Genomic DNA, 21,630 nt, shown 5'->3' with positions numbered 1-21,630 from the left:
GCTGAAGTCTTTTATAACGGGAATTTTTCTCGGCTTTAGAAGAAAACGCCACTGCTATTTCGCTTAAATTGACGGTACGAACAACAAATAAAGCAGTGAGCATACGCACAAAACAATCCAAAAGGACGATTTAAAAAAAATGAGAATTAGTAGTTTGCTTAATTAAAAATGCTATTGCATTGAGCAATCAAATTTTAGTGTTTTTTAAACTCATAAATCATTTGTATAATATTTTATTCTTCATCTTCAATGTATTGTTTTTAGCAAAAAACAATTTTTATAAGTTTTGATAATATTGCTTGGATTTTAATTTTGGCTAGATAACGTACGCTTTTTATCACAAACTGAATGAATTCTTTTTGAATTTACGCCTCATAAACTCCGGCATACTTTCTTGAAAAAAGTGACTGATAAGCATGGCGTTCATTTTGCACAAGAGCTGAGCGGGAATGTGTCCATTAAGGAAATTTTTCGGTATGCCAAGCCGAGCCAGGATGAGATGCAGGAACAATAGAAGAATTATTTCATTAGACACTATTAATGAATGTTATAACTTGAAGTTTTTTGATCGGGTGTAAGTCTGGAGCGCTAGATCTAAAGGACAATGCCTGTAGGAATTCTGTCGAAAATCTTTGTAAATATCTTCATTAAGATTAAATATTGAAAATAGTGAGATTTAATTATACAATCCACTATAGATTGTTCTTTCATGCACTCGTATGGCCTATAATTATAATCCTCATAAACACGTAAAAGTTTGGTTAAGTAAAGACTCTAACTCTTTTATGCCTCTTAAAAATCAATTACGCCTTGTAGAAATGAGAGCAATTAATCTCACAGACAAGATCTTTTTAATTTATGATGGTACATTGCTATCTCCAAAGGCATTAGAAGATCTTACTGTTTTTTGCGCGGATCAAAATATTGTTGCCAAGGACGTACAAACTTGCATTTTTCCTTTATGTACAACCAGTGAAGAAATAAAATTAATCCATCTTTATCGAAATGAAATCTATCATTTAGATAAGGGGGGTAATTTAGCTGTTGCCAGCGATATTTTACGATGGTTACATCCTGTTTATACTTTGGGTACCTATACTGACCTCGATGTCTATGTTAATACAAGTGAACTTCCATCAATCATTAATGTAAGTAAACCTTTTTTATTTTCTTATAAACAGAATCCAGATTCTTATATAGATGATTTTTATAATAATGACATGATAGCTGTTGTGCATCACGAAGATGCTTTACCTTATATTATCCGCATACAACAAGATATTTATGATAGTTGTTGTATTCCTAAAAATTGGGCGAATTGCTTAGCACAAGCTTGTTTTTCATTACCTTTTGTTACTCCAGAAGAAAAAAATGCTCGCGAAGTTCGTTACGAAATTTTAAAAAACTCATCAAGCAAAATTAAAGATTTTTGCTTTACTGTATTATATTCAGTCAGTGACATTCATGTATTTATAGAAAACTATAATGCTCCAGACAACTTGGCAGAAGCTGATTTAATAAAAAAAGCCGCAAAATGTCTAAGAGATGAATTAACTTCGTATGTAAATTTTTTTCCGGATCCCGCCATTATAGACCTACTTTTAGAAAAGAATGAGCAAAACCTGCTAATGAGTTTTCGCGATCTCGTGCGTTGCAATATGATTATGAACACCGTGGTCTCTACATCTGGGCCATTAAAAATGGAAAATATTATGAAGAAAGAACACCCTGATGAGCGAAGGTTTTTTTCTTTCATGAGCTATGGATTAGATAAAGCATTTAATGCCGACAGCCATGATTTCTCTTGGACAGAAACAGGAGAAAAAGTAATGTTGGCAGAAAATAAAGAAATGGAAATTGCTGCAACAACACTTCAGACTTTTTATAGATTCTTTCGTGCTCCACAATTTCAATCAACAGAATCAGTCAATAGTAATAAGCAAAAAGATGATCCACCGTGCCTGGCCATTGGAGAAATCACTGAATCATCAATAGATCCTAATATTGATGCAGATAGTATTAAATCAGATAGTAATTTGAAAAAAAGACAATTAAGTAGCGATGAAGCAACCGATTTAAGTAATAAAAGATGCCATTATAAATAATTGATATTCCTAATGAGAACAAAATAGATAATAAATTATCAATTGAGGGGATTTCCAAAATTTCAGAAAAGATAGATATAACAAAATGGGTGTTACTTCCCGCTTTACAATGCCAGTTTTAATTGTTGCCAATATTGACTATACAATGCCAGTGTTTCTTCACCCACGTCACGTTGCATGTAGCCGTGTTTAAGTATTTCCGCGGAAGGATAAACAATGGGATTTTCTCTGATTGATTTGGGTAAAAGATCTCGTCCTTTGGCGTTGGTTATCGCCTGGCCTTCGGTTAATGCGATTTTCACACTTATTTCTGGCTTTAACATAAAATTGATAAATTGGTAAGCTTCTTTAGGATGAGGCGGATTCAGAGGAATAGCCAGACAATCAATCCAAATAACAAATCCTTCCTGTGGGTAGCTAAAATTGATGTCGGGATTTTCCTGTTGTGCTTTCAATGCATCGGCATTCCAGGCCAATCCCGCAATTGCATCTTCGTCAATCATAACGGCCTGGATGCTATCGCTGGCGAATAATTTGATATTAGGAACTAACTGAAGCAGGCGATTATAGGCCGCTTCGATATGTTGAGGATTACTTTCATTAGGATCAAAACCAAGACTTATTAAAGCCATGGAAAAAACTTCTCTGGAATCATCAAGTAGCATTAACTGATGTTGCCAATGATGTTGCCATAAATCCTGCCAGGTTTTTGGTGCGGTTTTAACGACAGATTTATTATAAAAAATGCCCGTTGCTCCCCAAATTAAAGGAACGCTATAATGATTTCCTTGATCATAGCTATTATTTGTAAACTGTTTGTCAAGATTTACCAGATTAGGTAATTGTTCAGGATCAAGTTTTGATAATAACCCTTGTTTATACATACGCTCGACGAAGTAGGCAGACGGGAGAATGACATCATACAACCCTGGCCCACCCGCTTTTAATTTTGCATACAACGTTTCATTACTGTCATAAGTGGAAAGATGTACTGTAATACCTGTTTCACGTTCGAACTCCTGTAAAACTGTTTTGGGAATTTCTCCTCCCCAAATGTAAACATTAACAGTGGGGTTTGCCTGTAACAGGGATGATGTCAAAGCAAGTATAAGAAACAACCCTAAGCGATTCATTACGTTTTCCTCGACAGATAATGTGATAAAACCACCATAACTGCGGGTATAGCAAGTGTTATGGTGCACAACGCATTAAGCTCAGGAGTTACGCCTGTTCTTACCAGAGAGTAGATAGAAAGGGGCAAAATATTAAAATCAGCACCGGCAATAAAATAACTAATCACCACATCGTCAAAAGAAATCGTGAAACACAATAAAAAAGCACTCAGGACGGCCGGCCATAATAGCGGTAATAAAATTTTCTGTAACGCTGTGAAGCGACTGGCTCCTAAATCCAAAGCGCTGAAATAAACGTTCGGATCAAGTGTATTAATGCGGCTATTGATTGTTAAAATAACGAAAGGAATACAAATGGTGATATGAGCAATTAGCAGGCTGAAAAAACCTAATGGTATTTTGCTCAAATGAAAAAAAATCAACAGTGCTACACCAAGCATTAAGTCGGGGATTATAACCAACAGAAGCAGCAAGGCATAGAAGGATCGATTATAAGGGCGGCGGGAAAGGAAAAAATGTACACAGGCTAATAGTCCCAATGTCGTAGCAATGATTGAGGCGCTTATCCCTAAAAAAGCAGAATGAAAAAAGGAAATCCATAAGTGCTGATCATGAAAAAGTTCACTGTACCATTTCAAAGAAAAGCCATGCCATTGCAGTGAATATTTGGCACTATTTATAGAATAAATAACAAGCACAACAATAGGGAAGTAGAGTATAAAATAAACAAGGGCTAAAAAAGTTTTTTGAACGAAGATCTTCAATGCAAGACCTCCCGGTTTTGACGACGATAAACAATTAACAAAATAACCAGCAATACAGTGAGTATCATGGAAGTAGCGGCTCCTTGAGGCCAATTGGCTGACACTAAAAATTGTTCCTGAATTAAATTGCCTAATAATAGCGAACGGGCTCCGCCCAGGACATTCGGAATGTAAAAAAGTGTCATGGCTGGCAATAGCGTTAACAAACACCCGGAAATAATTCCGTTTACCGTATTGGGCAGAAAGACACGAAAGAAAAGATCGCTTTTACTTGCGCCTAAGTCTTTGGCTGCTTCAATAAGACGAAAATCAAAACGCTCCATGTTGGTAAAAATGGGTAGGACCATGAAAGGGAAAAGATTATAAACCAAACCAATAATAACGGCAAAGTTTGAATAAAGTAAGGAAAGGGGACTATCTATGAGATGAAATTTTAACAGCAGTGCATTGATGATGCCTTTTGTTTTAAGAATGGCAATTAAAGAATAAGTACGCACCAGTGAACTGGTCCAAAAAGGGATGATAATCAGTAATAATAACAGCGATTGATATTTCGATTTAATAAGTAAATAACTAAAAGGATAAGCAAGAAGAAGACAGCAACATGTGGTAAAAAAAGCAATAAAGAGAGAACGAAAAAAAATTTTGACAAAAGCCGGTGTAAGCAAGGCTGAATAGTTTGTCAAAGTAAAAGGTAAATCAACCAATTGCATGCTGCTCTTCGATAAAAAACTGGCTATTAATACCAATAGTAAAGGGATTAACGCAAAAAGAATAAGCCAGAGGTAAAGGGAATATACTGCTATAGGTCTAGTTTTCATTTTTCAATCTTATGGTTCTGATTTAATGCTCATAAGGTAATAGAACTTCCCAGCCAGGTAACCAATGCACCCAGACTGGTTCATTAATTAAATATTCCAGTTTATCATCTGCTTCATCAAAAAATTCGGAGGCGTTTATAATTTTTCCTGACGGTAATTCTACTTTTACATCAACTGTAGAGCCTTTATAGACAATATCAACAATTTTTCCGGGAAGCATTTTGCTCGTATCATCAATCTCTGTGAAGCCCCAAACCCGAATATCTTCAGGACGAACAATCAGGTGAAGTTTATCGCCAGGTTGACAGGAAGCGGTATTTTTACAATGCAACTGGACTGATTCAATCTCTGTGAGCAAGTTTTCGTCTTCAATATCCTGGACGATAATATCAAAAATATTTGCTTCTCCAATGAATTTTGCAACGTGAAGATTTGAGGGGGTTTCATACACTTCTCTTGGTGTTCCGATTTGTTCTATTTCCCCGTGATTAAAAATAACAATTCTGTCGGACATGGACAAGGCTTCTTCCTGATCATGAGTGACAAAAATAAAGGTCATTTTTAGCGCTTTTTGCAAAAATTTAAGTTCATATTGCATGGCTTTGCGTAAACGATAGTCCAGTGAACTTAATGGCTCATCAAGCAGCAAGACTTGCGGGCGATCAATAACGGCTCGAGCGATAGCAACACGCTGTTGCTGTCCTCCACTTAACTGTTTGATATTGCGTTGAGAAAAAGATTTCAGTTGGACGAGTTGCAAGACTTCGGCAACGCGTTCCGCTATGATTTTATCGGCCACCCCTTTGCATCGTAAAGCAAAAGCGACATTCTCATAAACAGACAAGTGAGGGAAAAGTGCATAACTTTGAAATACAGTATGAACATCGCGCTTTTGCGGTGGTAATAAATTCACGCATTGTCCATTAATATAAATTTCCCCGGTGGTAGGTTGTTCAAAACCTGATATCAAGCGTAATAGCGTTGTTTTTCCGCAGCCAGATGGGCCTAATAACGTTAAAAATTCCCCATTATAAACGGATAAAGAGATATTATTGAGAATCGTTGCAGAGCCGTATGACTTACAAACTTGTTTGATTTCAATAAGAGGACTAGTCATGGACCTACCGTATACTACAAAAAAAGGCCAATTATGGGTGTTGTAAGAATAGTTGTCCAGTCCAACTAATTTATTACAGGCAGAATCTGTGTTAATGAGCGCTTGTTTTTTCTGATTTTAAATGAAGAACAAGAACAGAGATGGTTTCCAACACGGCTTCGCGAATATTCGGCTCCGATCATTTAGAACTTGCTGGTGTAAGTGTATTTAATGTGGGGATTTATATCGCACTAATTATACATATATGGATATTTTAGTTTTACTTTAATAAAACAAAGTTATGTTATATAATAGTAAAACAATAGATCATTGGAGAGACTAATGCCTCATTTAGCCATCAGACAATCTGGTGGTGCTAACATTGTAAGCATCCCTAAAGCCATCTTAAAAACACTGGGTCTTCATGTTGGTTCAAAATTGGATTTATCCATTGTAGATTGCAAAATTGTTTTGACACCTGTAGTTGAAAAACAAACGTTAGAAGAATTATTAGCCGGGACGCCTAAAGAAAAATTGCAACTTACCAATGAAGATCAAGAGTGGCTTGAAGCATCGTTCGTTGGTAAGGAGATTTAATGGTCTACATACCAGAGCAGGGTGATCTTATTTGGCTTGATTTTGATCCCAGTAGAGGAAAAGAAATTATGAAGCGTCGTCCCGCTTTTGTTATTTCCAAAAAAGCGTTCAATGAGCATACAAAAATGGCAATCGTAGCGCCAATCACAAGTACAATCAGAGGAATTAAACTTGAGGTAATATTGCCCAATGAAACTAAAACCGACGGGGCTATTCTTGTATTTCAGTTAAAATCAATTGACTTCACGCGAAGAAATGCCGAATTTATTGAAAAAACTTCAGATAAAACTATTGAACAAGTGTCATCTATTGCTCAACTTCTTGTGCAATAGCTATCTAATTTAACCATTAATTGGCATATTATCAGGTAACTTACCACACAGAAACTGTTTGTTGTGGTTGTAAACTGCATACAGCTGAAACACCACCGTTGTTGCAAATAACAAGCCCTGTTTCATCGACTCTGAATACCCCATTTTGCCATAAACAGCACCCTTCAAATTTTTGCATATCCATCACGGCATGTCGTGTGCAATAGCACGACGAATAATAACCATTGTTGCAGACATAGCGGCCGGCAGATGAATCACAGTAGTTAATACCTCCCATATCATGACAGCATAATCGTTTGTCACAAGTGGGCACAAAAGCTTCTGCGCAGGAAGGAAGTCGCCCGGCCAGGCTCAAAGACGCATTAAACAGGAGGCTAATGGCAACCAGTGAAGGATACAAAGAGCGCATAAGGTGTTCCGGCAATTAATATCTGTTCAGCATAACATAGCTGGCATCTATGGGGAAATAACCTGTATTTAAATTTTTCAGCCTATAAAATTTTTGATAAAAGTCACCGTTTGAACAGAGACAATCCTGCTTTTTTCTTATTAGAGTGATGGCACTTTTAATTACTGTTTCTCTAATTCAGATTGTTCTAATGAACTTGCCACAGATTCCAGTTCAACAGATTCAATTTTTTGGAAACGCTGTGTTATTTTTTTCGCTGAGGTGCTTACTTCACTGACGTCCTGATGAGCCAGGTCAATATGTTTGGATAATTTATCCATTCGTTTTTCAAAGCGTTGAAAATCATCGGCAAGAGCCTGTAAATGTTTTTGAATAATATGAACCTGTTTGCGCGTCGCATCGTCTTTTAATACCGCTCGTGCTGTTGTTAATACCGCCATTAAGGTACTGGGTGAAACCAGCCAGACTTTCAATCGTTGGGAGAGTGCGATGATATCCGGGTAATTGGCATGTATCTCGGCAAAGATTGCTTCTGCCGGAATGAACATAACTGCTCCATCGGTGGTTTCATTCGGAATGATGTATTTTTCTGCTATATCTTTAATATGTTTTTGCAGATCCTGGCGAAATTGCTGTTGCAGGGGTTTTTTTTCTGGCACAGTGGTTTCACTGCTCATAAGTTTTTGATAAGTTTCTAAAGGAAATTTGGCGTCGATAACAATATGTCCCGTTGGCTCGGGTAAAAGCAAAATACAATCTGCTCTTTTTTGATTAGTAAGTGTGTATTGCATGCGATAATGAGAAGGAGGAATCATGTTGGCAATTAAAGTCGCTAATTGCACTTCACCAAAGGCCCCCCGAGAACGTTTATCGGCCAGTACATCTTGCAGGCTAACGACATGAGTTGATAATTCAGTGATTTTTTTCTGCGCTTCATCAATAATGGTGAGTCGTTTAACGACATCCGTAAACGTTGATGACGTTTTTTCAAAACCCTCGGTCAGTTTATGATTAACCTGTTGCGTCAAGTTATGTAAATGATTTCTTATTTCTTCGGTCAGCGAATGTAAATGAGAAGTGAGGGAATGAGCGTGCTGCTTAAAACTATGATTCATTTGTTCACGCACATCCATCATCTGCCGCTGGATACTTTCCGTAATCAGGCGTTGACTGATTAACTGCCCCTCGCTAATTTTTTCCTGAACATTGTGCTGGTTTGTTTGATAAGCGTGTTGGAGGTCAAGATGCAATTGGTGAAGAAGCGTTGTAAATAGCTGTTGAACTTTGTCTAATTGAGCCTCACTGGTCAACTGTTGTCGATATTGACGTTTTATAACACAAAGTGTGAGAATTACCTGAAGGGCTAGAACTAATGCCACCCCTTCAAGCAGTGAGATTTCAGGCAAATAAATCATATTAAGTCCATGCGTTAAGAAAAGATCCGTCCTGTTTTAATACAGGTTCAATTTGAGAAATAAATAGAATGACTGCTTTCGGGTTTTAATCATTCTATAGTGTTTTCTTTGTTCTTATCAATGATTAAATGCTGGATTTTTTTTCCAATCGGGCTAAGGTTGCAGAAAATCGAATAGACGAGCACCATCAAAATCACTGGCTATACGATGCACCGAACCGATCAAGTCCACTAGAATTTGATCTATACTGGGGTGAAGCGGGAGGCTTGTTCTACATGAAAAGGTCCAACAACAAACAAAAATTGCTGCTCGTTATGGTAGGGCTGGTGTTGCTTATCGTGTTATTTGTTTTGAATGTGGACCTTTCCAAACCAATGATTGGACGGGTTATTGGTATTGCTGATGGCGATACTCTCTTTGTTTGGGATTATGAAACAAAGACAAAAATAACGGTACGCTTAATTGATATTGATGCGCCTGAAAGACAGCAGCCTTTTGGCGATCGTTCGCGTCAATCGCTGAATGAGTTATGCTATAAGAAACCTGTCCATATAGAACGGTTTGGCCGGGATCGTTATGACAGGGTGCTTGGGCGTGTTTTTTGTAAGGGCATTGATGCTAATGCTGAACAGGTGCGCCGAGGGATGGCTTGGGTTTATATTCGTTTTTTAGGTGATGATCGTTTATATGCGCTTCAGGATGAAGCAAGGAAAACCAAAAGAGGATTGTGGATTGATGAGGAGCCAGAGGCTCCCTGGCGGTTTCGTCGATATGAGAGAGCTTATTAAGTAGCAGAGGGCCTTGATTAATCTGACAATATTCGATCAACGGCAGAATTGGCGTGCGTGGAACCTGGTAAAAAAGAAGCAATTAGCGGGCCTTAAGGGACTTAAATGGAGTAGTCGCTGTCGCGAAATAGTCACTTTAAACACTCAAACCATTATGTTTTTGGATTAAAAAACAAAGGATTATAGGGGTTGGTATTGTATGGAGGCATGCTCACGGATTATCAATAGCCTTTATTTTAATCATTTATGATATAATTCACCCATTTTAATTTGGAGTTATAGAGATGTCAGGCGAGCCATATGCACTACCCGATACCATGTTTTTGGGAATTACAGAAGATGAATCAGATAGAAGGACTTTAGGAGTTACTTCAAAAAGGATGCATTCACTTTTTCAACAATTAAAAGGTCTGTTAGATAAATTCCTGCAACGGGTTTGTTATGGAGAGCAGGATAAAGTGGAGGCATTATTTACAAAGGTATATCAAGGTAATGAAGAAAAGATACAAGAAGCCTTACGCTATCGAGGGAGATTTACGGATTATTCGGGTCGAACCTTCTATTGCAGCGCCTATGAATATGCTTATTGGGCTAAAGACACGCATATGTGCCGTATGCTAGAAAGTCATATGGATGAGGAAACAAAAGCCGCAATGGCAGCACGTATTGATGAAATGGAGCGCATCGATGAAACAACGGGCCAACCCGTGGGTTTAGTGTACAGTCAGGGAGGTCAGGAACACCGCAGTGCCCACTTTGATTTTACCCCCCTCAAAGAGGCCTATCAGCGCTACGTTGATGGCCATGATACATGGTATGCTGCAAGTAACTGGAAGGCAATGGATGCTGCCTGGTTGGACGTGGGTAAAGCGCAACGCAATGTCCCTGCTCATGTAGCTCAAGAATATTGCAGGAAAGACCGCTCATTTGACCCGAAGCCTGAGTTCAACGAAGCCACATTACCGCGTGTGTTAACTTTTTACAACTGGACAATTGGTCGTGATGATTCCTGGTTTCCTCTAACTAGTTCTAATTCTGGTCTTGGTTTCAATTTTGCGTTAGTGCGAGGCTGGCGGGTGGGGGCTTCGCAGGCAGAGGTCCGGGATCCGGCCGGGCGGCGTCGCGGGACGAGGACGCCACACCATGATTTGGCGGCTATTACCCGCCTCGATGAAGTGAGAACAGCTGATCTCACGCGCTCGCGTGAGCATTTAAACCCACCAACAGTATCTCATGGATTGAGCATGTGAGCGGGTTTTTTAGTATAGTCGCGGCGATATCTTTTGCCGCGCTATCCCAACATGTCTGAATAAACCACTCCATGAGTTCTTGATAGTGCCAGTTTTGTGCTGTTCTCACCCACCACGTGCACCAACGACACAAGTAACTCTTGATTCGGCGGAGAGAGACTCCATCAATAACCATTTGTTTAACTTGCTCACGTGCATTTCGTAACGTTCGAAAGCACAAAACATAATGGTGGAAGTATCGCCGACGCATCCTCTGATTCAATTAATGAATGCGCTGGATTGGGAAGAATTGGACAGACTTATTCTGCCGGACATAAAGAAATCAACTTCCGAGAACACCGAACACCCAGCAGGCTGTTCTTACTGACGCCAGACCGAGTGCTGCTACTAGTACTGAAGTACTCGTACCACGCGATGCCCTGTGGAAGGCCCGAGAGCTCGGTAGAACTCCAGTAGTAGCCTGCATCAACCAAGCCAAGAGTAGTGCTTGGAATCAACGTATTTTCAAACAATTGCTGTTGGATGTTGGTACTTCCGGAAGTGCAGATAACACCATAGGGTCCAAGCTCACAAATGGCTGGCAAATACCAGTTGGTGTAACACACACTGGGTGTGGTACAGGATGATGCTCCTGTGTCATCTACAGACAAGGTGCTGCATAATCCGGCGGCGTAATCAGATAACGAGGTCGGTGGTGTTAACGTACTGACAATAGTCGCGCTGTTGGAACTGCCATTATTTGCACCTTGCGCGCTGGTTTCGTATAAAGCAGAACCAATATCTGTTCCAAAGCCACCCCAATCAGGAGTTGCTATAGAAAGAGAGGTTTGACCTGGAACAGTATCCGTGACTGCTGCCGTCTTTCCACCAATACTGCCTGTAGGGGCGGTCATGTCATCTATTGTACTGTATGGGGCTTGTGCGATTGATTAGTCACTGTGTATTTGATGGTTTTTGTCTCTGATGAACTCACGCTCACAGAAGCAGGATATCCGGATACAGGCGCAAAAGTCCATACCGGGGTACCCGCCCAGACTGTATTCATGAGCACTAATCCGGTAGTCACCGTAACCAGTGAATTTCTTAAACGAGTCTTCATTCTTGATGTCCTTATGCACTATACGTGAGGTTAAATAAAACGCCATTGGTATACAGGTGATTAAGCGCCAATCCACCATTGAGTGTTTGTTCCCAAGAAATAAACGATGCTTCATAAGCGCTCCTTGCAAAATAAATGAGTCATTAAGTGAAAATCTGGTGCAGCTTATTGGCAATAGTCCTATTGTGGGGGATAAGAGCAAGCTTTTTTTGATATCTAAAGATCATTCATTAAATTATGATACTTTGTTGATGATTTAAAATCAAAAAACCATTTCAATTTTCCCTCAAACTTGCCCCAGGCATTTCGCCATAGCGACTAAGTCTCTTTTTCTAGTTGTGTCTGCTGAGACATCTAAACTTGAATGAGGTAGCGGAGGAGAAGATAGAGCTTGCTGCAATAAAAATTGATAACGGTTTTTATGGCTATTTGCTGCTAAAGAGACAGGATTATGGCTCCAATAAGAAGATGTTGTATTGATTGATTCCAGAGAGGGAAATAGATTACTCGTCATTGAATCGACCGATGAATTAATTGGGTAAGTAGTCTGATTTTCCATCGGTTGCAATGAATAAACAGGAGAAGTGTCCAAATGAGAATAGGTAAGCTGGCAAGCTTTTTCATCTATCAAAGATGGGGTTGGATTTCTCTCGGAATTTTCCGGGTAGTAAATCTCTGAGTTGACATTTTTCGGTGAATCGGAATTCTTGGTAAGAGAAGAAGGATTGGAGTTGGTAGATAGAGGTTTGGTGGTAGAGAATTCTTCTATAGTCACTCTGGCTCTTTTTTCTGACGGAGCAACAGTTTGAGAATGATTTTTCTGATTTGACAATGTTGGACATTGCAGTGCAGTAATAGGGGGGGTATTATCATGAGGTAATGAGAATAAGAAAGGCTTTCTAAAGAATCTTTCATTAACTATTGAGGGTCTAAAAACATTCTTGTAGAATTTCTTTTGCTCTTCGATGCTACTTTGTGTTTCCAAAAATGTAAGAACGACTAATTTTTTTGACTGAGATGCTGTTATTTTACCTTGTAATGAGGGGGTTCTTTTTATTATATTGGCAAGGGATAGCACAAAGTTGCGTAAGGTTTGATTACCCACTGAGAAAGTAAGTTTATTGTTAATAATGTCGGGTTCATAAGGTAAAACTGTGTAATCTTTAAAGGAGCGAGTTTTTCTTTTAATAAAGTACTCTCTTATTTGTTTAAACAGTTTCTGTTTTTCTTCTATGGTATCCCCAGGTAATTTTATAATAAAAGAAGAGTCATTAGGTAAAATTTTAATAAGATGAAAAAAATCGAAATTTTTTAATCGCCATGATAAACAATCATAAAGATGATCGCTATCATGTTCATCATTCAGAAGTTCAACGTCTCCTTCTTTATTAAGCTCCTGAGGAAAAATTTTATTGTAATCAATGGGAGGGAAATCAGTATTCATTTGAATATTCTCTCTATAATCTTTGTTTAATAAGAAAGCATTTGAGAGATATTATAAACTAAAATGTCACATCAATATAATTTTCGATAAGTATCTATTTTATAGACAAATAGACTCATACAATAGAGTTATGATATAACAATTTGTTTTTTATACCTTATTTTTTGTATTGCCTGTTTAATGTATTCCCGAGAAAACAGAACAGGCTAAAATGAAAGAGGTGGGCAAATTATCCATTGCTTTCAAAACAAAGCAAGGCATGACTGGTGGATAGTTGGGCTAAGTATTTTCGAAATCCACTCATAGAAACAGCTCGCCTTTTTGCTTTTCTGGAGTCGGAAGTGGTTTCTTTAAATATGGGGCTGTATTAAAGGTCAAATAATGATGAAAGAGGTAGATGTCGCTGAAAAAATTGACGTGTTACGTGAACGCATAAGGCTCTATGATTATCATTATTATGTGCTTGATGACCCTTTAGTCCCTGATGCTGAATATGATCGTTGTTTTAAAGAATTACAAGCACTGGAAACAGCGCATCCACAATACATTAATAGAGATTCGCCAACTCAACGAATTGGCACAGCGCCTGCTGCGGCGTTTGATCCTGTTGTGCATCGACAGCCTATGTTATCGCTTGGCAATGTTTTTTCTGAAGATGAGTTGCGTGCTTTTATAAAACGTATTGCCGACAGGTTAAATTGTGATGAAAAAACAATGTTGTTTACCTGTGAGCCAAAACTTGATGGGTTGGCGGTTAATTTGACTTATGAAAATGGTTTTCTGGCTTATGCCGCCACTCGTGGTGATGGTGCAGTAGGCGAAAATATTACCAGTAATATTAAAACCATAGCTTCAGTACCTCTAAAACTGCTAACGCCTAATCCTCCTGTTTTTATGGAAGTGCGAGGGGAGGTTTATATGCCAAAGGCAGGGTTTGAAGCGTACAATGAAAAAGCTCGCGCAAAAGGCGAAAAAACCTTTGCTAATCCACGTAATGCTGCCGCAGGTAGCTTACGTCAGTTAAATCCTGCCATCACGGCGGCAAGACCCTTGGCGATCTATTGCTATGGCATTGGGGCCGTTGAAGGATTGCAATTAGCAGACAGTCATTTTGCGCAATTGGAGTTGCTTCGTCAGCTAGGATTTCGTGTGTCTTCGGAGGCGAAACAGGGCGAGGGCATAGAAGAATGCCTTGTCTATTATAATGAACTGTTAAAACGTCGGATCAGTTTACCTTATGAGATCGATGGGGTTGTTTATAAACTCGATACGATTTCTCTTCAAAAACGATTAGGTTATTTGGCACGTGCGCCTCGTTTTGCCTGTGCTCATAAATTTCCTGCAAGTGAGGAGTTGACCGTACTTCAATCAGTTAATTTCCAGGTAGGACGTACAGGCGCGTTAACTCCGGTTGCCCGCCTACAGCCGGTGAGTGTTGCGGGAGTGACGGTAAGTAATGCAACGCTGCATAATATGGATGAAATCCAGCGTAAAGATATTCGTATAGGTGATACCGTTATTGTCCGTCGAGCCGGTGATGTAATTCCTGAGGTGGTTTCTGTTATTTTGGAAAAAAGACCTGATAACACGCAATTTATCGATTTGCCAGAACACTGCCCTGTTTGTGGGGCTGATGTAGTGCGCGAAGAAGGTGAAGCGGTTGCTCGTTGTACAGGGGGGTTGTTTTGTAATGCGCAACTTAAACGGATGATGTGGCATTTTGCCTCCCGCCGGGCAATGGCTATTGACGGACTGGGTGACATGCTTATTGATCAGTTTGTTGAGCGCCATATTGTACGCGATATTGCCGATCTTTATCAGTTGGATCAAACTATTTTGAGCAGCTTGCCGCGTATGGGAAAAAAGTCAGCGGAAAATTTATTAGCGGCTATCGAACGAAGCAAGCAAACAACATTTGCTCGTTTCCTTTATGCTCTGGGAATACGAGAGGTGGGAGAGGTCGGTGCAAGAGGTTTGGCTTTGGCGTTTCCCGATATTGCGTCGTTAAAAGGAGCGTCTGCTGAACAACTGATGACCCTTAAAGACATTGGCCCTGTGGTTGCTTATCATATTGTGCATTTTTTTGCACAAACACATAATTGTGAAGTGATTGATAAACTTCTGGCTTCCGGAATTCACTGGCCAAAGGAAGAGCGACCACAAATTGATGAACAACATCCTTTTTACGCTAAAATAATCGTTCTTACAGGCACTTTAGCAAGCATGGGAAGAGATGAAGCCAAAGCACGTCTGCTAAAGGTTGGTGCAAAGGTAACAGGGAGTGTTTCTGCGAAAACAAATTATGTCATTGCCGGTAGCGATGCAGGTTCCAAACTGGATAAAGCAAGTGCACTGGGAGTAACTATTTTGAGTGAAGAGGAATTTCTTTCCCGTCTTTAAGCTGAAGTTAACGCTATCTGCATTAAGAAAAGGAAGCAGCTAATTCAAAGGATTTAAACATTGATAGTATTTTGGGAAATTTGGTTGGTTTTGGTAATTGTTTGTTACCCTGCTTATGCGGATGGATGGGTTTTTAATAACCCTTATCCTGAACAGGAAACAAACAGGAAAATTTTCTATTCTTCGTTTAATGAATCACCTAAAACGCTGGATCCTGCCCGCTCTTATTCGTCCAATGAATATCAGTTTATCATGCAGATTTATGAACCCCTCTTACAATATGATTATCTTGCGCGACCTTATAAACTTGTGCCTCGTATTGCAGCCGAAATGCCTGTGATTCGCTGTCTTGATCGATTAAGTCATCCAGTGTCTGCTGAGGAAAGCGATAAAATTGCTTATACTGTTTATACTATTCATATCAAGCCGCATATTTTATTCCAACCGCACCCTGCTCTGGCAAAAGATAAAAAAGGTAACTATCGATATTTGCAGTTGCCTGATAATTATCTGGATGAACATGCTATTAATCGGTTAGCCGATTTCCAGTTTACGGGGACTCGTGAATTAACGGTCGACGATTATATTTATCAAATCAAGCGCCTGGCAAATCCCCCGGTTAATTCCCCGATATACGGTTTGATGAGCGAGCATATTGTAGGATTTCGTGATTTTGCTACTCTTTTACCCTCTGTAAATAAGAAAGGGGGCTTTGTTGATTTAAGAAAATACCCTATGGCAGGGCTTCATAGGATTGATAATTATACCTTTGAAATTATGATTTACGGTCAATATCCTCAATTTCTATTCTGGCTGGCAATGCCTTTCTTTGCGCCTGTCCCCTGGGAAGCCGACAAGTTTTATGCGCAAGCAGGAATGCACGACAAAAATCTTGGTTTTGCATGGTATCCTTTAGGTACAGGTCCTTTTATGCTTGGTAAAAATAATCCAAACAGGCGTATGGTTTTATCCAGGAATCCCAATTTTCATCAAGAGTATTTTCCTGTTATAGGAAATGAAGAAGATAGAGCGAAGGGTTATTTATTGCATGCAGGGAAACGGCTTCCTTTAATTGATCAAGCTGTTTTTATGCTTGAAAAAGAATCAATTCCTCGGTGGAATAAATTTCTTCAAGGGTATTATGATTCTTCGGGGATTAGTACAGACAGTTTTGATCAGGCTATTCAAATAAACAGGGCGGGTGAAGCGCAATTAAGTAAGGCGATGCAAGATAAAAAGATGCGGCTGACACAAACATCGGATATCAGTATTTTCTACCTGGGTTTTAATATGTTGGATAACGTAGTAGGGGGTGACAGTGCACGAGCCAGAAAGTTACGCCAGGCTATTTCTATTGCTGTCAATTATGAGGAAAATATCGCCATTTTTTTAAATGGGCGAGGGAAAGCGGCACAGGGACCTTTACCTCCTGGTATTTTCGGTTATAAAGAAGGTGCAGAAGGTATTAATCCTTATGTCTATTTTTGGGATGGTGATAAACCCGTACGGCGGTCTATTGAGGAAGCCAGAGCGTTAATGCGCGAAGCCGGTTATCCCGGTGGACGTGATCCTGCAACAAGAAGACCTTTAATCCTGAACTACGATGTTCCTATCACCGGTGGTCCCGATGATAAAGCAAAACTGGATTGGATGCGCAAACAATTTGCGCGTATTGGGATTGATTTGAATCTCCGCGCTACCCAATATAATCGCTTTCAGGAAAAAATGCGTAATGGGAATGCTCAAATCTTTAGTTGGGGCTGGAATGCAGATTATCCTGATCCGGAAAATTTTTTATTTATGTTTTACAGTGGTAATAGCAAGGCGAAACATGGGGGAGAAAATGCCGCTAATTTTAGTAATGCTTACTACGATCGTTTGTTTGAGCAAATGAAAAATCGCAATAATGATGCTGAGCGGCAGCGTCTGATTGATAAGATGGTCGAATTGCTACGTCGACAGGCACCGTGGGTGTGGGGCATTAATGGCGAAACATTCATTTTGACCCAGCAGTGGGTTTCGCCGACCAAACCCAATACGATTAGTGTGGATGCTCTTAAATATGTTGCTATTGATGTTGCAAAACGCAACGAGTTGCGAAGGCTTTGGAACAAGCCCGTCTTGTGGCCTGTTGGGCTATTGGGGTTGTTTTTACTGATCTCCTTACTTCCTCTATGGTTTGCTTATCGGCGTAAAGAAAGACAATCTGCATTGAGAATCAAACGATGATTTACTATCTGTTACGCCGCATTTTATACGCCATTCCTATTTTATTTGGTATTAATGTTATCACGTTTGCTCTATTTTTCATGATTAACTCGCCTGATGATATGGCGCGTATGCAGCTGGGTGAGAAACATGTCAAGCCTGCTGCTATTATGCAATGGAAAGCCCAACGCGGTTATGATTTACCTCTTTTTTATAATGAACAACAATCGGGCATTCAGCAGTTTACCAGAACTCTGTTTTTTCAGAAGTCCTTGCGGTTGTTCATTTTTGATTTTGGCATGTCAGATGGAGGGCGTGATATAGGTTATGAAATTTCGCATCGTATGTGGCCCAGTCTTGCTATTGCGTTGCCCATTCTTGTTTTTGGTATGTTGGCCGATATTGGTTTGGCCATGATTATGGCTTTTTTTCGCACGACCTATCTTGATTTGGTCAGTGTTATTTTCTGTATTGTTTTAATGTCTATTTCCAGTCTTTTTTACATTATCGGCGGACAATACATTTTTGGCAAAGTGTTACGTCTGGTGCCGATATCGGGATATGATGGGGGATTTGATAGTATCCGGTTTGTTATATTGCCAGTGATTGTGGCGGTCTTTGCCGGACTTGGCGCGGGTTCGCGCTGGTACCGCACCCTGTTTTTGGAAGAAATGAATAAGGATTATGTTAAAACTGCGCGCGCTAAAGGTTTGTCAGAGCTTAAAGTGCTTTTCCATCATGTATTAAAAAATGCGATGTTACCTATTCTTACCGGGATTGTGGTGCTGATCCCTTCGCTGTTTATGGGAAGTCTGTTACTGGAGTCTTTTTTTGGAGTACCGGGGCTTGGCAGCTATATTATCGATGCTATTCAACAGCAGGATTTTGCCATAGTGCGATCAATGGTGTTTCTGGGATCAGTTCTTTATATTCTTGGTTTAATTCTAACGGATATTTCTTATACTTTTGTTGATCCACGAGTAAGGTTTAATTAGCTATGGAATTTCTCTGGACTGATCGGTGTTTACTTGGGGTATTATTTATCAGTTTGGCTCTTACATTAATTGGCTTGAGAAAAAAGCATATTCGTCGTGTTTTTTCGCAGATTTTACATCAACCGTTGGCGGTTAGCGCCGGCGTGATTCTGTTGTTTTTTCTAACCATCGCTATATTGGATTCTATTCACCTGTCATCTTCTGTGACGGAAGAGGAAAGTGAAATGGTGACAAGTCAGAGTGACTCTATATTGGATCGACTCATGGCACCTTTAGACACCACGTTTGAAAAAACCTATTCGGCGCCTCTTTCTTTACATCTTTATAGTATTGAAACCGTGTTGGTTGATGGCAAAGCCCAACAGATTTATCCGCGACTGGATTACCCTGCCATTACACTAAAAAATAATAGTGATAAATACCGTTACATTAAAAAAAGTAGTTATCAGGCATTGGCTTGCTCTTTCTTACTGGTTGCCTTGCTATGGTTTTGCACCATCGGCGTAAAATGGTACCTGTCAGGTCATTTTAATGTAACCCTCACTCCAAGTGGTTTGAGTGCGTTAATTACCTGTTTTCTCTGTTTTTTTATAGTGTTTGCCAGTTATTGGCTATCGCGTGAACTTCATCTTCTTGGTACAGGAAAAATAGGGCAGGATATTTATTATTATACGGTAAAAAGTATTCGTACTGGCTTGGTTATAGGTATTCTCACCACTTTATTCATGCTCCCTTTGGCCTTATTGGCAGGGATTACTGCCGGTTATTTTGGGGGTATGATTGATGATATTATTCAATATATCTATACCACACTCAGCTCTATACCAGGTGTTTTATTAATTACAGCTTCAGTGCTCTCGATGCAGACCTACATCGCTAATCATCCGCAGCAATTTGCTACTCTCGATAAAAGTGCGGATGCCCGTTTACTTGCTTTGTGTTTAATTTTAGGCGTGACCAGTTGGACCAGCTTATGTCGTTTACTACGTGCTGAAACCCTAAAGCTTCGTGAAATTGATTATGTGACGGCGGCTCGCGCATTGGGGAGCAGTTCTTTTACGATTATTCGCAAACATTTACTCCCCAATGTGATGCATATTGTAGTGATTACACTGGTTTTGGATTTTAGTTTTTTAGTGCTTGCCGAGGCCGTATTATCTTATGTGGGAGTGGGTGTTTCTCCAACAACAATAAGCTGGGGCAATATGATTAATGGCGCACGCCTTGAATTAGCCAGAGAACCTGTCGTATGGTGGCCTATAATGGCTGCATTTGGTTGTATGTTTATTTTGGTATTAGCATCTAATCTTTTTGCCGATGCAGTGAGAGACGCGTTTGATCCGCATCATTAGTGATTAATAAATTAATAATGCTTAGTCGTGCGCTTATTTAGGTAAGTGTTCACGGAATAGGTAATTAAGAAGTATATGACATCAATGTCTTTCCGCCTGAAGATATCGATTTTTTTAGAAATTGAAAATCAGGGGGATGGTTGCCCATTGATTTCTGGTTGTATTTCTCCATTAATATTTTTTTCCAGAGTTTTTAATGCAACTATTAATTCCTTTAGTTGATCTATTTCTTTTGTAGCTTCTTTTTTTCCTTTCTTGCCAAAGAAAGGGAGCAAAGATTTTTGAGATGATTTTTCATTTTTGGCATCAATTTCCTTTTGGATATCTTGAATTTTTTCTTCAATAAATTCACCAATCATCTTTTTCCGTTGGCTGACGTAATCAGGAGTAACAATATTATTAGGTGACTCCAATAAGGCTTGAGCATTAGCCGATGTTTTACCTATTATAACCAAAACATCATCCAAACTGGTATTAGTCAAACCATCGAAAATCTGTTTCTTTTTTTGTTCACTCCATGACGTTATAACGATGCCCATATCGTTTACAAATTTTCTTAATCCCTGATTGACAGTCTGATCATTAGGATTCAACTCTCGGCCTTGAGTAATATGATCAAGAGTAAGTTCTTGTAATGATATGAAAGTAGGTGTTTCTATTTTAGAGGGATTACCTTCGGCATCAAATTTGATGCCGCTAGAAAGGTACTCATAGTTTTGTAACTGTTTAAAGGACATGCCTTCCGAAGTTTGTGATAATGCATACATGGTGGTAAAACGGGAAGTAATAGCAATCATTAGAGAAGCAATTATTTGTTCTTCAATTGCCTTGACCTTTTTAGGATCAATAGGATCGCCATATAAAGCCAAGAGAAATTCTTCGGGAGTACGGTTTATTGCTTTTGCCAATGTTTCAGAAATAGTGGGTGTTAATTGACCATAATGAGGATTAGGAATGGTATGTTCTTCATCAAGATATTTTTTACAATCAAGAAATTCGTGAAGTAAATCAGACATTTTTCTTAGAGTAAATCCCTGAAAATTTCCTCTTTTAATTTCATGGAGGTATTCAATCGCGAGTTCATTGATAGTTTTCGTGTCCAATGAGGGCAAATCATTAAATATCCGCGACAAGCTTCCGGTTTGACCCTCGTAAGTTCGCTGTATAAATCCTTTTGCTGTAGGATCATTGAGAATAAATTCGTTTAAATAAGCAGGTATATTTCTCATTTTAGGTTGATGATTAAATTTTTTAGTATGTTCCTGATAGGTATAGGTTGATACTCCCATGGTTATTCCTCCACGTAAATTACGTTAATCAGGGTTTATAATAATTGGATTGGATTTCGTCACACCTGCTAATGTCTCTCTCAAATGATGGAGATTTTACTACAGGTCTGGAGATAGATGTTTCGCAACTTGA

At 39.3% G+C, this 21,630-nt stretch carries 19 protein-coding genes; 9 read left to right on the top strand and 10 right to left on the bottom strand.

The genetic code is table 11. The annotated features are described in order from the left end of the window. Positions 1-719: 719 nt before the first annotated feature. The gene (locus T345_RS0109865) at positions 720-2,105 is read left to right on the top strand and encodes a glycosyltransferase family 88 protein (protein ID WP_028389212.1); all 1,386 of its coding nucleotides are present in this window, start codon (positions 720-722) and stop codon (positions 2,103-2,105) included. A 104-nt stretch (positions 2,106-2,209) separates the two neighbouring features. On the opposite strand, the gene T345_RS0109860 is transcribed toward T345_RS0109865, so the two are convergent. The 4 genes from T345_RS0109860 to potA are packed head-to-tail and all read right to left on the bottom strand — an operon-like array spanning position 2,210 to position 5,940. After that, positions 2,210-3,238 carry an ABC transporter substrate-binding protein gene (locus T345_RS0109860; RefSeq protein ID WP_035918728.1) on the bottom strand — a complete coding sequence of 343 codons (1,029 nt, stop codon included), beginning with the start codon at positions 3,236-3,238 and terminating at the stop codon, positions 2,210-2,212. Then, entirely contained in the window at positions 3,238-4,002 is a 765-nt protein-coding gene (locus T345_RS0109855; protein ID WP_028389210.1) for an ABC transporter permease subunit, read from the bottom strand. Before T345_RS0109855 ends, T345_RS0109860 begins: the two co-directional genes overlap by 1 nt. Next, positions 3,999-4,823: an ABC transporter permease gene (locus tag T345_RS0109850; RefSeq protein ID WP_028389209.1), complete on the bottom strand. Its 825-nt coding sequence runs from the start codon at positions 4,821-4,823 to the stop codon at positions 3,999-4,001. Before T345_RS0109850 ends, T345_RS0109855 begins: the two co-directional genes overlap by 4 nt. 22 nt (positions 4,824-4,845) lie before the next feature. Next, positions 4,846-5,940: a spermidine/putrescine ABC transporter ATP-binding protein PotA gene (gene potA, locus T345_RS0109845; protein WP_028389208.1), complete on the bottom strand. Its 1,095-nt coding sequence runs from the start codon at positions 5,938-5,940 to the stop codon at positions 4,846-4,848. Positions 5,941-6,261: 321 nt separating this feature from the next. Between potA and T345_RS0109840 the strand changes: the two genes are divergently transcribed. Both T345_RS0109840 and T345_RS0109835 read left to right on the top strand, forming a co-directional pair. Further along, a complete protein-coding gene (locus tag T345_RS0109840) occupies positions 6,262-6,516 on the top strand; it encodes an AbrB/MazE/SpoVT family DNA-binding domain-containing protein (RefSeq protein WP_028389207.1) in 255 nt (84 codons plus the stop codon). After that, a complete protein-coding gene (locus T345_RS0109835; RefSeq protein ID WP_028389206.1) occupies positions 6,516-6,848 on the top strand; it encodes a type II toxin-antitoxin system PemK/MazF family toxin in 333 nt (110 codons plus the stop codon). Before T345_RS0109840 ends, T345_RS0109835 begins: the two co-directional genes overlap by 1 nt. Positions 6,849-6,888: 40 nt before the next feature. Here T345_RS0109835 and T345_RS0109830 read toward each other — a convergent pair whose 3' ends face one another. Both T345_RS0109830 and T345_RS0109825 read right to left on the bottom strand, forming a co-directional pair. Next, complete coding sequence (locus T345_RS0109830; protein ID WP_051555229.1) at positions 6,889-7,257, bottom strand: hypothetical protein; 369 nt, start codon at positions 7,255-7,257, stop codon at positions 6,889-6,891. Positions 7,258-7,418: 161 nt separating this feature from the next. After that, a complete protein-coding gene (locus T345_RS0109825) occupies positions 7,419-8,672 on the bottom strand; it encodes a DNA recombination protein RmuC (protein WP_028389204.1) in 1,254 nt (417 codons plus the stop codon). Positions 8,673-8,947: 275 nt separating this feature from the next. On the opposite strand from T345_RS0109825, the gene T345_RS14055 reads away from it, so the two are divergent. Both T345_RS14055 and T345_RS14050 read left to right on the top strand, forming a co-directional pair. Beyond that, positions 8,948-9,460 (top strand): thermonuclease family protein, encoded by a 513-nt coding sequence (locus T345_RS14055; protein WP_165476859.1) that lies wholly within the window; start codon positions 8,948-8,950, stop codon positions 9,458-9,460. A 284-nt stretch (positions 9,461-9,744) separates the two neighbouring features. Then, entirely contained in the window at positions 9,745-10,710 is a 966-nt protein-coding gene (locus T345_RS14050; RefSeq protein ID WP_051555227.1) for a hypothetical protein, read from the top strand. Between the two features lie 299 nt (positions 10,711-11,009). Here the strand turns inward: T345_RS14050 and T345_RS0109810 are convergent, their stop codons facing one another. The 3 genes from T345_RS0109810 to T345_RS0109800 form a co-directional block, all read right to left on the bottom strand. Further along, positions 11,010-11,603 (bottom strand): Lcl C-terminal domain-containing protein, encoded by a 594-nt coding sequence (locus T345_RS0109810; RefSeq protein ID WP_028389203.1) that lies wholly within the window; start codon positions 11,601-11,603, stop codon positions 11,010-11,012. 5 nt (positions 11,604-11,608) lie between these two features. After that, positions 11,609-11,809 (bottom strand): hypothetical protein, encoded by a 201-nt coding sequence (locus T345_RS15085; RefSeq protein ID WP_131777774.1) that lies wholly within the window; start codon positions 11,807-11,809, stop codon positions 11,609-11,611. A gap of 286 nt (positions 11,810-12,095) precedes the next feature. Next, on the bottom strand, positions 12,096-13,253 hold the full coding sequence (locus T345_RS0109800; RefSeq protein ID WP_028389201.1) for a hypothetical protein: 1,158 nt from the start codon (positions 13,251-13,253) through the stop codon (positions 12,096-12,098). A 384-nt stretch (positions 13,254-13,637) separates the two neighbouring features. Here T345_RS0109800 and ligA point away from each other — a divergent pair, with 384 nt between their 5' ends. From ligA to T345_RS0109780, 4 genes are read left to right on the top strand one after another with little or no spacing between them, the layout of a single operon-like run. Beyond that, positions 13,638-15,653: an NAD-dependent DNA ligase LigA gene (ligA, locus tag T345_RS0109795; RefSeq protein ID WP_028389200.1), complete on the top strand. Its 2,016-nt coding sequence runs from the start codon at positions 13,638-13,640 to the stop codon at positions 15,651-15,653. Between the two features lie 60 nt (positions 15,654-15,713). Beyond that, positions 15,714-17,882 carry an ABC transporter substrate-binding protein gene (locus tag T345_RS0109790; RefSeq protein ID WP_035918724.1) on the top strand — a complete coding sequence of 723 codons (2,169 nt, stop codon included), beginning with the start codon at positions 15,714-15,716 and terminating at the stop codon, positions 17,880-17,882. Continuing rightward, positions 17,879-18,856 (top strand): ABC transporter permease, encoded by a 978-nt coding sequence (locus T345_RS0109785; RefSeq protein WP_028389198.1) that lies wholly within the window; start codon positions 17,879-17,881, stop codon positions 18,854-18,856. Before T345_RS0109790 ends, T345_RS0109785 begins: the two co-directional genes overlap by 4 nt. A gap of 2 nt (positions 18,857-18,858) precedes the next feature. Next, positions 18,859-20,208 (top strand): ABC transporter permease, encoded by a 1,350-nt coding sequence (locus T345_RS0109780; protein WP_028389197.1) that lies wholly within the window; start codon positions 18,859-18,861, stop codon positions 20,206-20,208. A 128-nt stretch (positions 20,209-20,336) separates the two neighbouring features. Here the strand turns inward: T345_RS0109780 and T345_RS0109775 are convergent, their stop codons facing one another. After that, positions 20,337-21,497 carry a hypothetical protein gene (locus tag T345_RS0109775; RefSeq protein WP_028389196.1) on the bottom strand — a complete coding sequence of 387 codons (1,161 nt, stop codon included), beginning with the start codon at positions 21,495-21,497 and terminating at the stop codon, positions 20,337-20,339. Between the last annotated feature and the right edge of the window lie 133 nt (positions 21,498-21,630).

The organism is Legionella fairfieldensis ATCC 49588, assembly GCF_000621525.1.
Taxonomy (GTDB): Bacteria; Pseudomonadota; Gammaproteobacteria; order Legionellales; family Legionellaceae; genus Tatlockia; species Tatlockia fairfieldensis.
Note: the sequence above shows the minus strand (reverse complement) of the source record. Positions and strands in the feature narration are given on the sequence as shown.

Excerpts from the sequence above, each read along its gene's own strand:
- T345_RS0109835 (WP_028389206.1), top strand. The coding sequence starts at position 6,516 with ATGGTCTACATACCAGAGCAGGGTGATCTTATTTGGCTTGATTTTGAT.
- T345_RS0109860 (WP_035918728.1), bottom strand. The coding sequence starts at position 3,238 with ATGAATCGCTTAGGGTTGTTTCTTATACTTGCTTTGACATCATCCCTG.
- T345_RS14050 (WP_051555227.1), top strand. The coding sequence starts at position 9,745 with ATGTCAGGCGAGCCATATGCACTACCCGATACCATGTTTTTGGGAATT.
- T345_RS0109800 (WP_028389201.1), bottom strand. The coding sequence starts at position 13,253 with ATGAATACTGATTTCCCTCCCATTGATTACAATAAAATTTTTCCTCAG.
- T345_RS0109785 (WP_028389198.1), top strand. The coding sequence starts at position 17,879 with ATGATTTACTATCTGTTACGCCGCATTTTATACGCCATTCCTATTTTA.
- T345_RS0109850 (WP_028389209.1), bottom strand. The coding sequence starts at position 4,823 with ATGAAAACTAGACCTATAGCAGTATATTCCCTTTACCTCTGGCTTATT.
- T345_RS0109825 (WP_028389204.1), bottom strand. The coding sequence starts at position 8,672 with ATGATTTATTTGCCTGAAATCTCACTGCTTGAAGGGGTGGCATTAGTT.
- T345_RS0109775 (WP_028389196.1), bottom strand. The coding sequence starts at position 21,497 with ATGGGAGTATCAACCTATACCTATCAGGAACATACTAAAAAATTTAAT.
- potA (WP_028389208.1), bottom strand. The coding sequence starts at position 5,940 with ATGACTAGTCCTCTTATTGAAATCAAACAAGTTTGTAAGTCATACGGC.
- T345_RS15085 (WP_131777774.1), bottom strand. The coding sequence starts at position 11,809 with ATGAAGACTCGTTTAAGAAATTCACTGGTTACGGTGACTACCGGATTA.
- T345_RS0109840 (WP_028389207.1), top strand. The coding sequence starts at position 6,262 with ATGCCTCATTTAGCCATCAGACAATCTGGTGGTGCTAACATTGTAAGC.
- T345_RS0109810 (WP_028389203.1), bottom strand. The coding sequence starts at position 11,603 with ATGACCGCCCCTACAGGCAGTATTGGTGGAAAGACGGCAGCAGTCACG.
- ligA (WP_028389200.1), top strand. The coding sequence starts at position 13,638 with ATGAAAGAGGTAGATGTCGCTGAAAAAATTGACGTGTTACGTGAACGC.
- T345_RS0109865 (WP_028389212.1), top strand. The coding sequence starts at position 720 with ATGGCCTATAATTATAATCCTCATAAACACGTAAAAGTTTGGTTAAGT.
- T345_RS0109830 (WP_051555229.1), bottom strand. The coding sequence starts at position 7,257 with ATGCGCTCTTTGTATCCTTCACTGGTTGCCATTAGCCTCCTGTTTAAT.
- T345_RS0109780 (WP_028389197.1), top strand. The coding sequence starts at position 18,859 with ATGGAATTTCTCTGGACTGATCGGTGTTTACTTGGGGTATTATTTATC.
- T345_RS14055 (WP_165476859.1), top strand. The coding sequence starts at position 8,948 with ATGAAAAGGTCCAACAACAAACAAAAATTGCTGCTCGTTATGGTAGGG.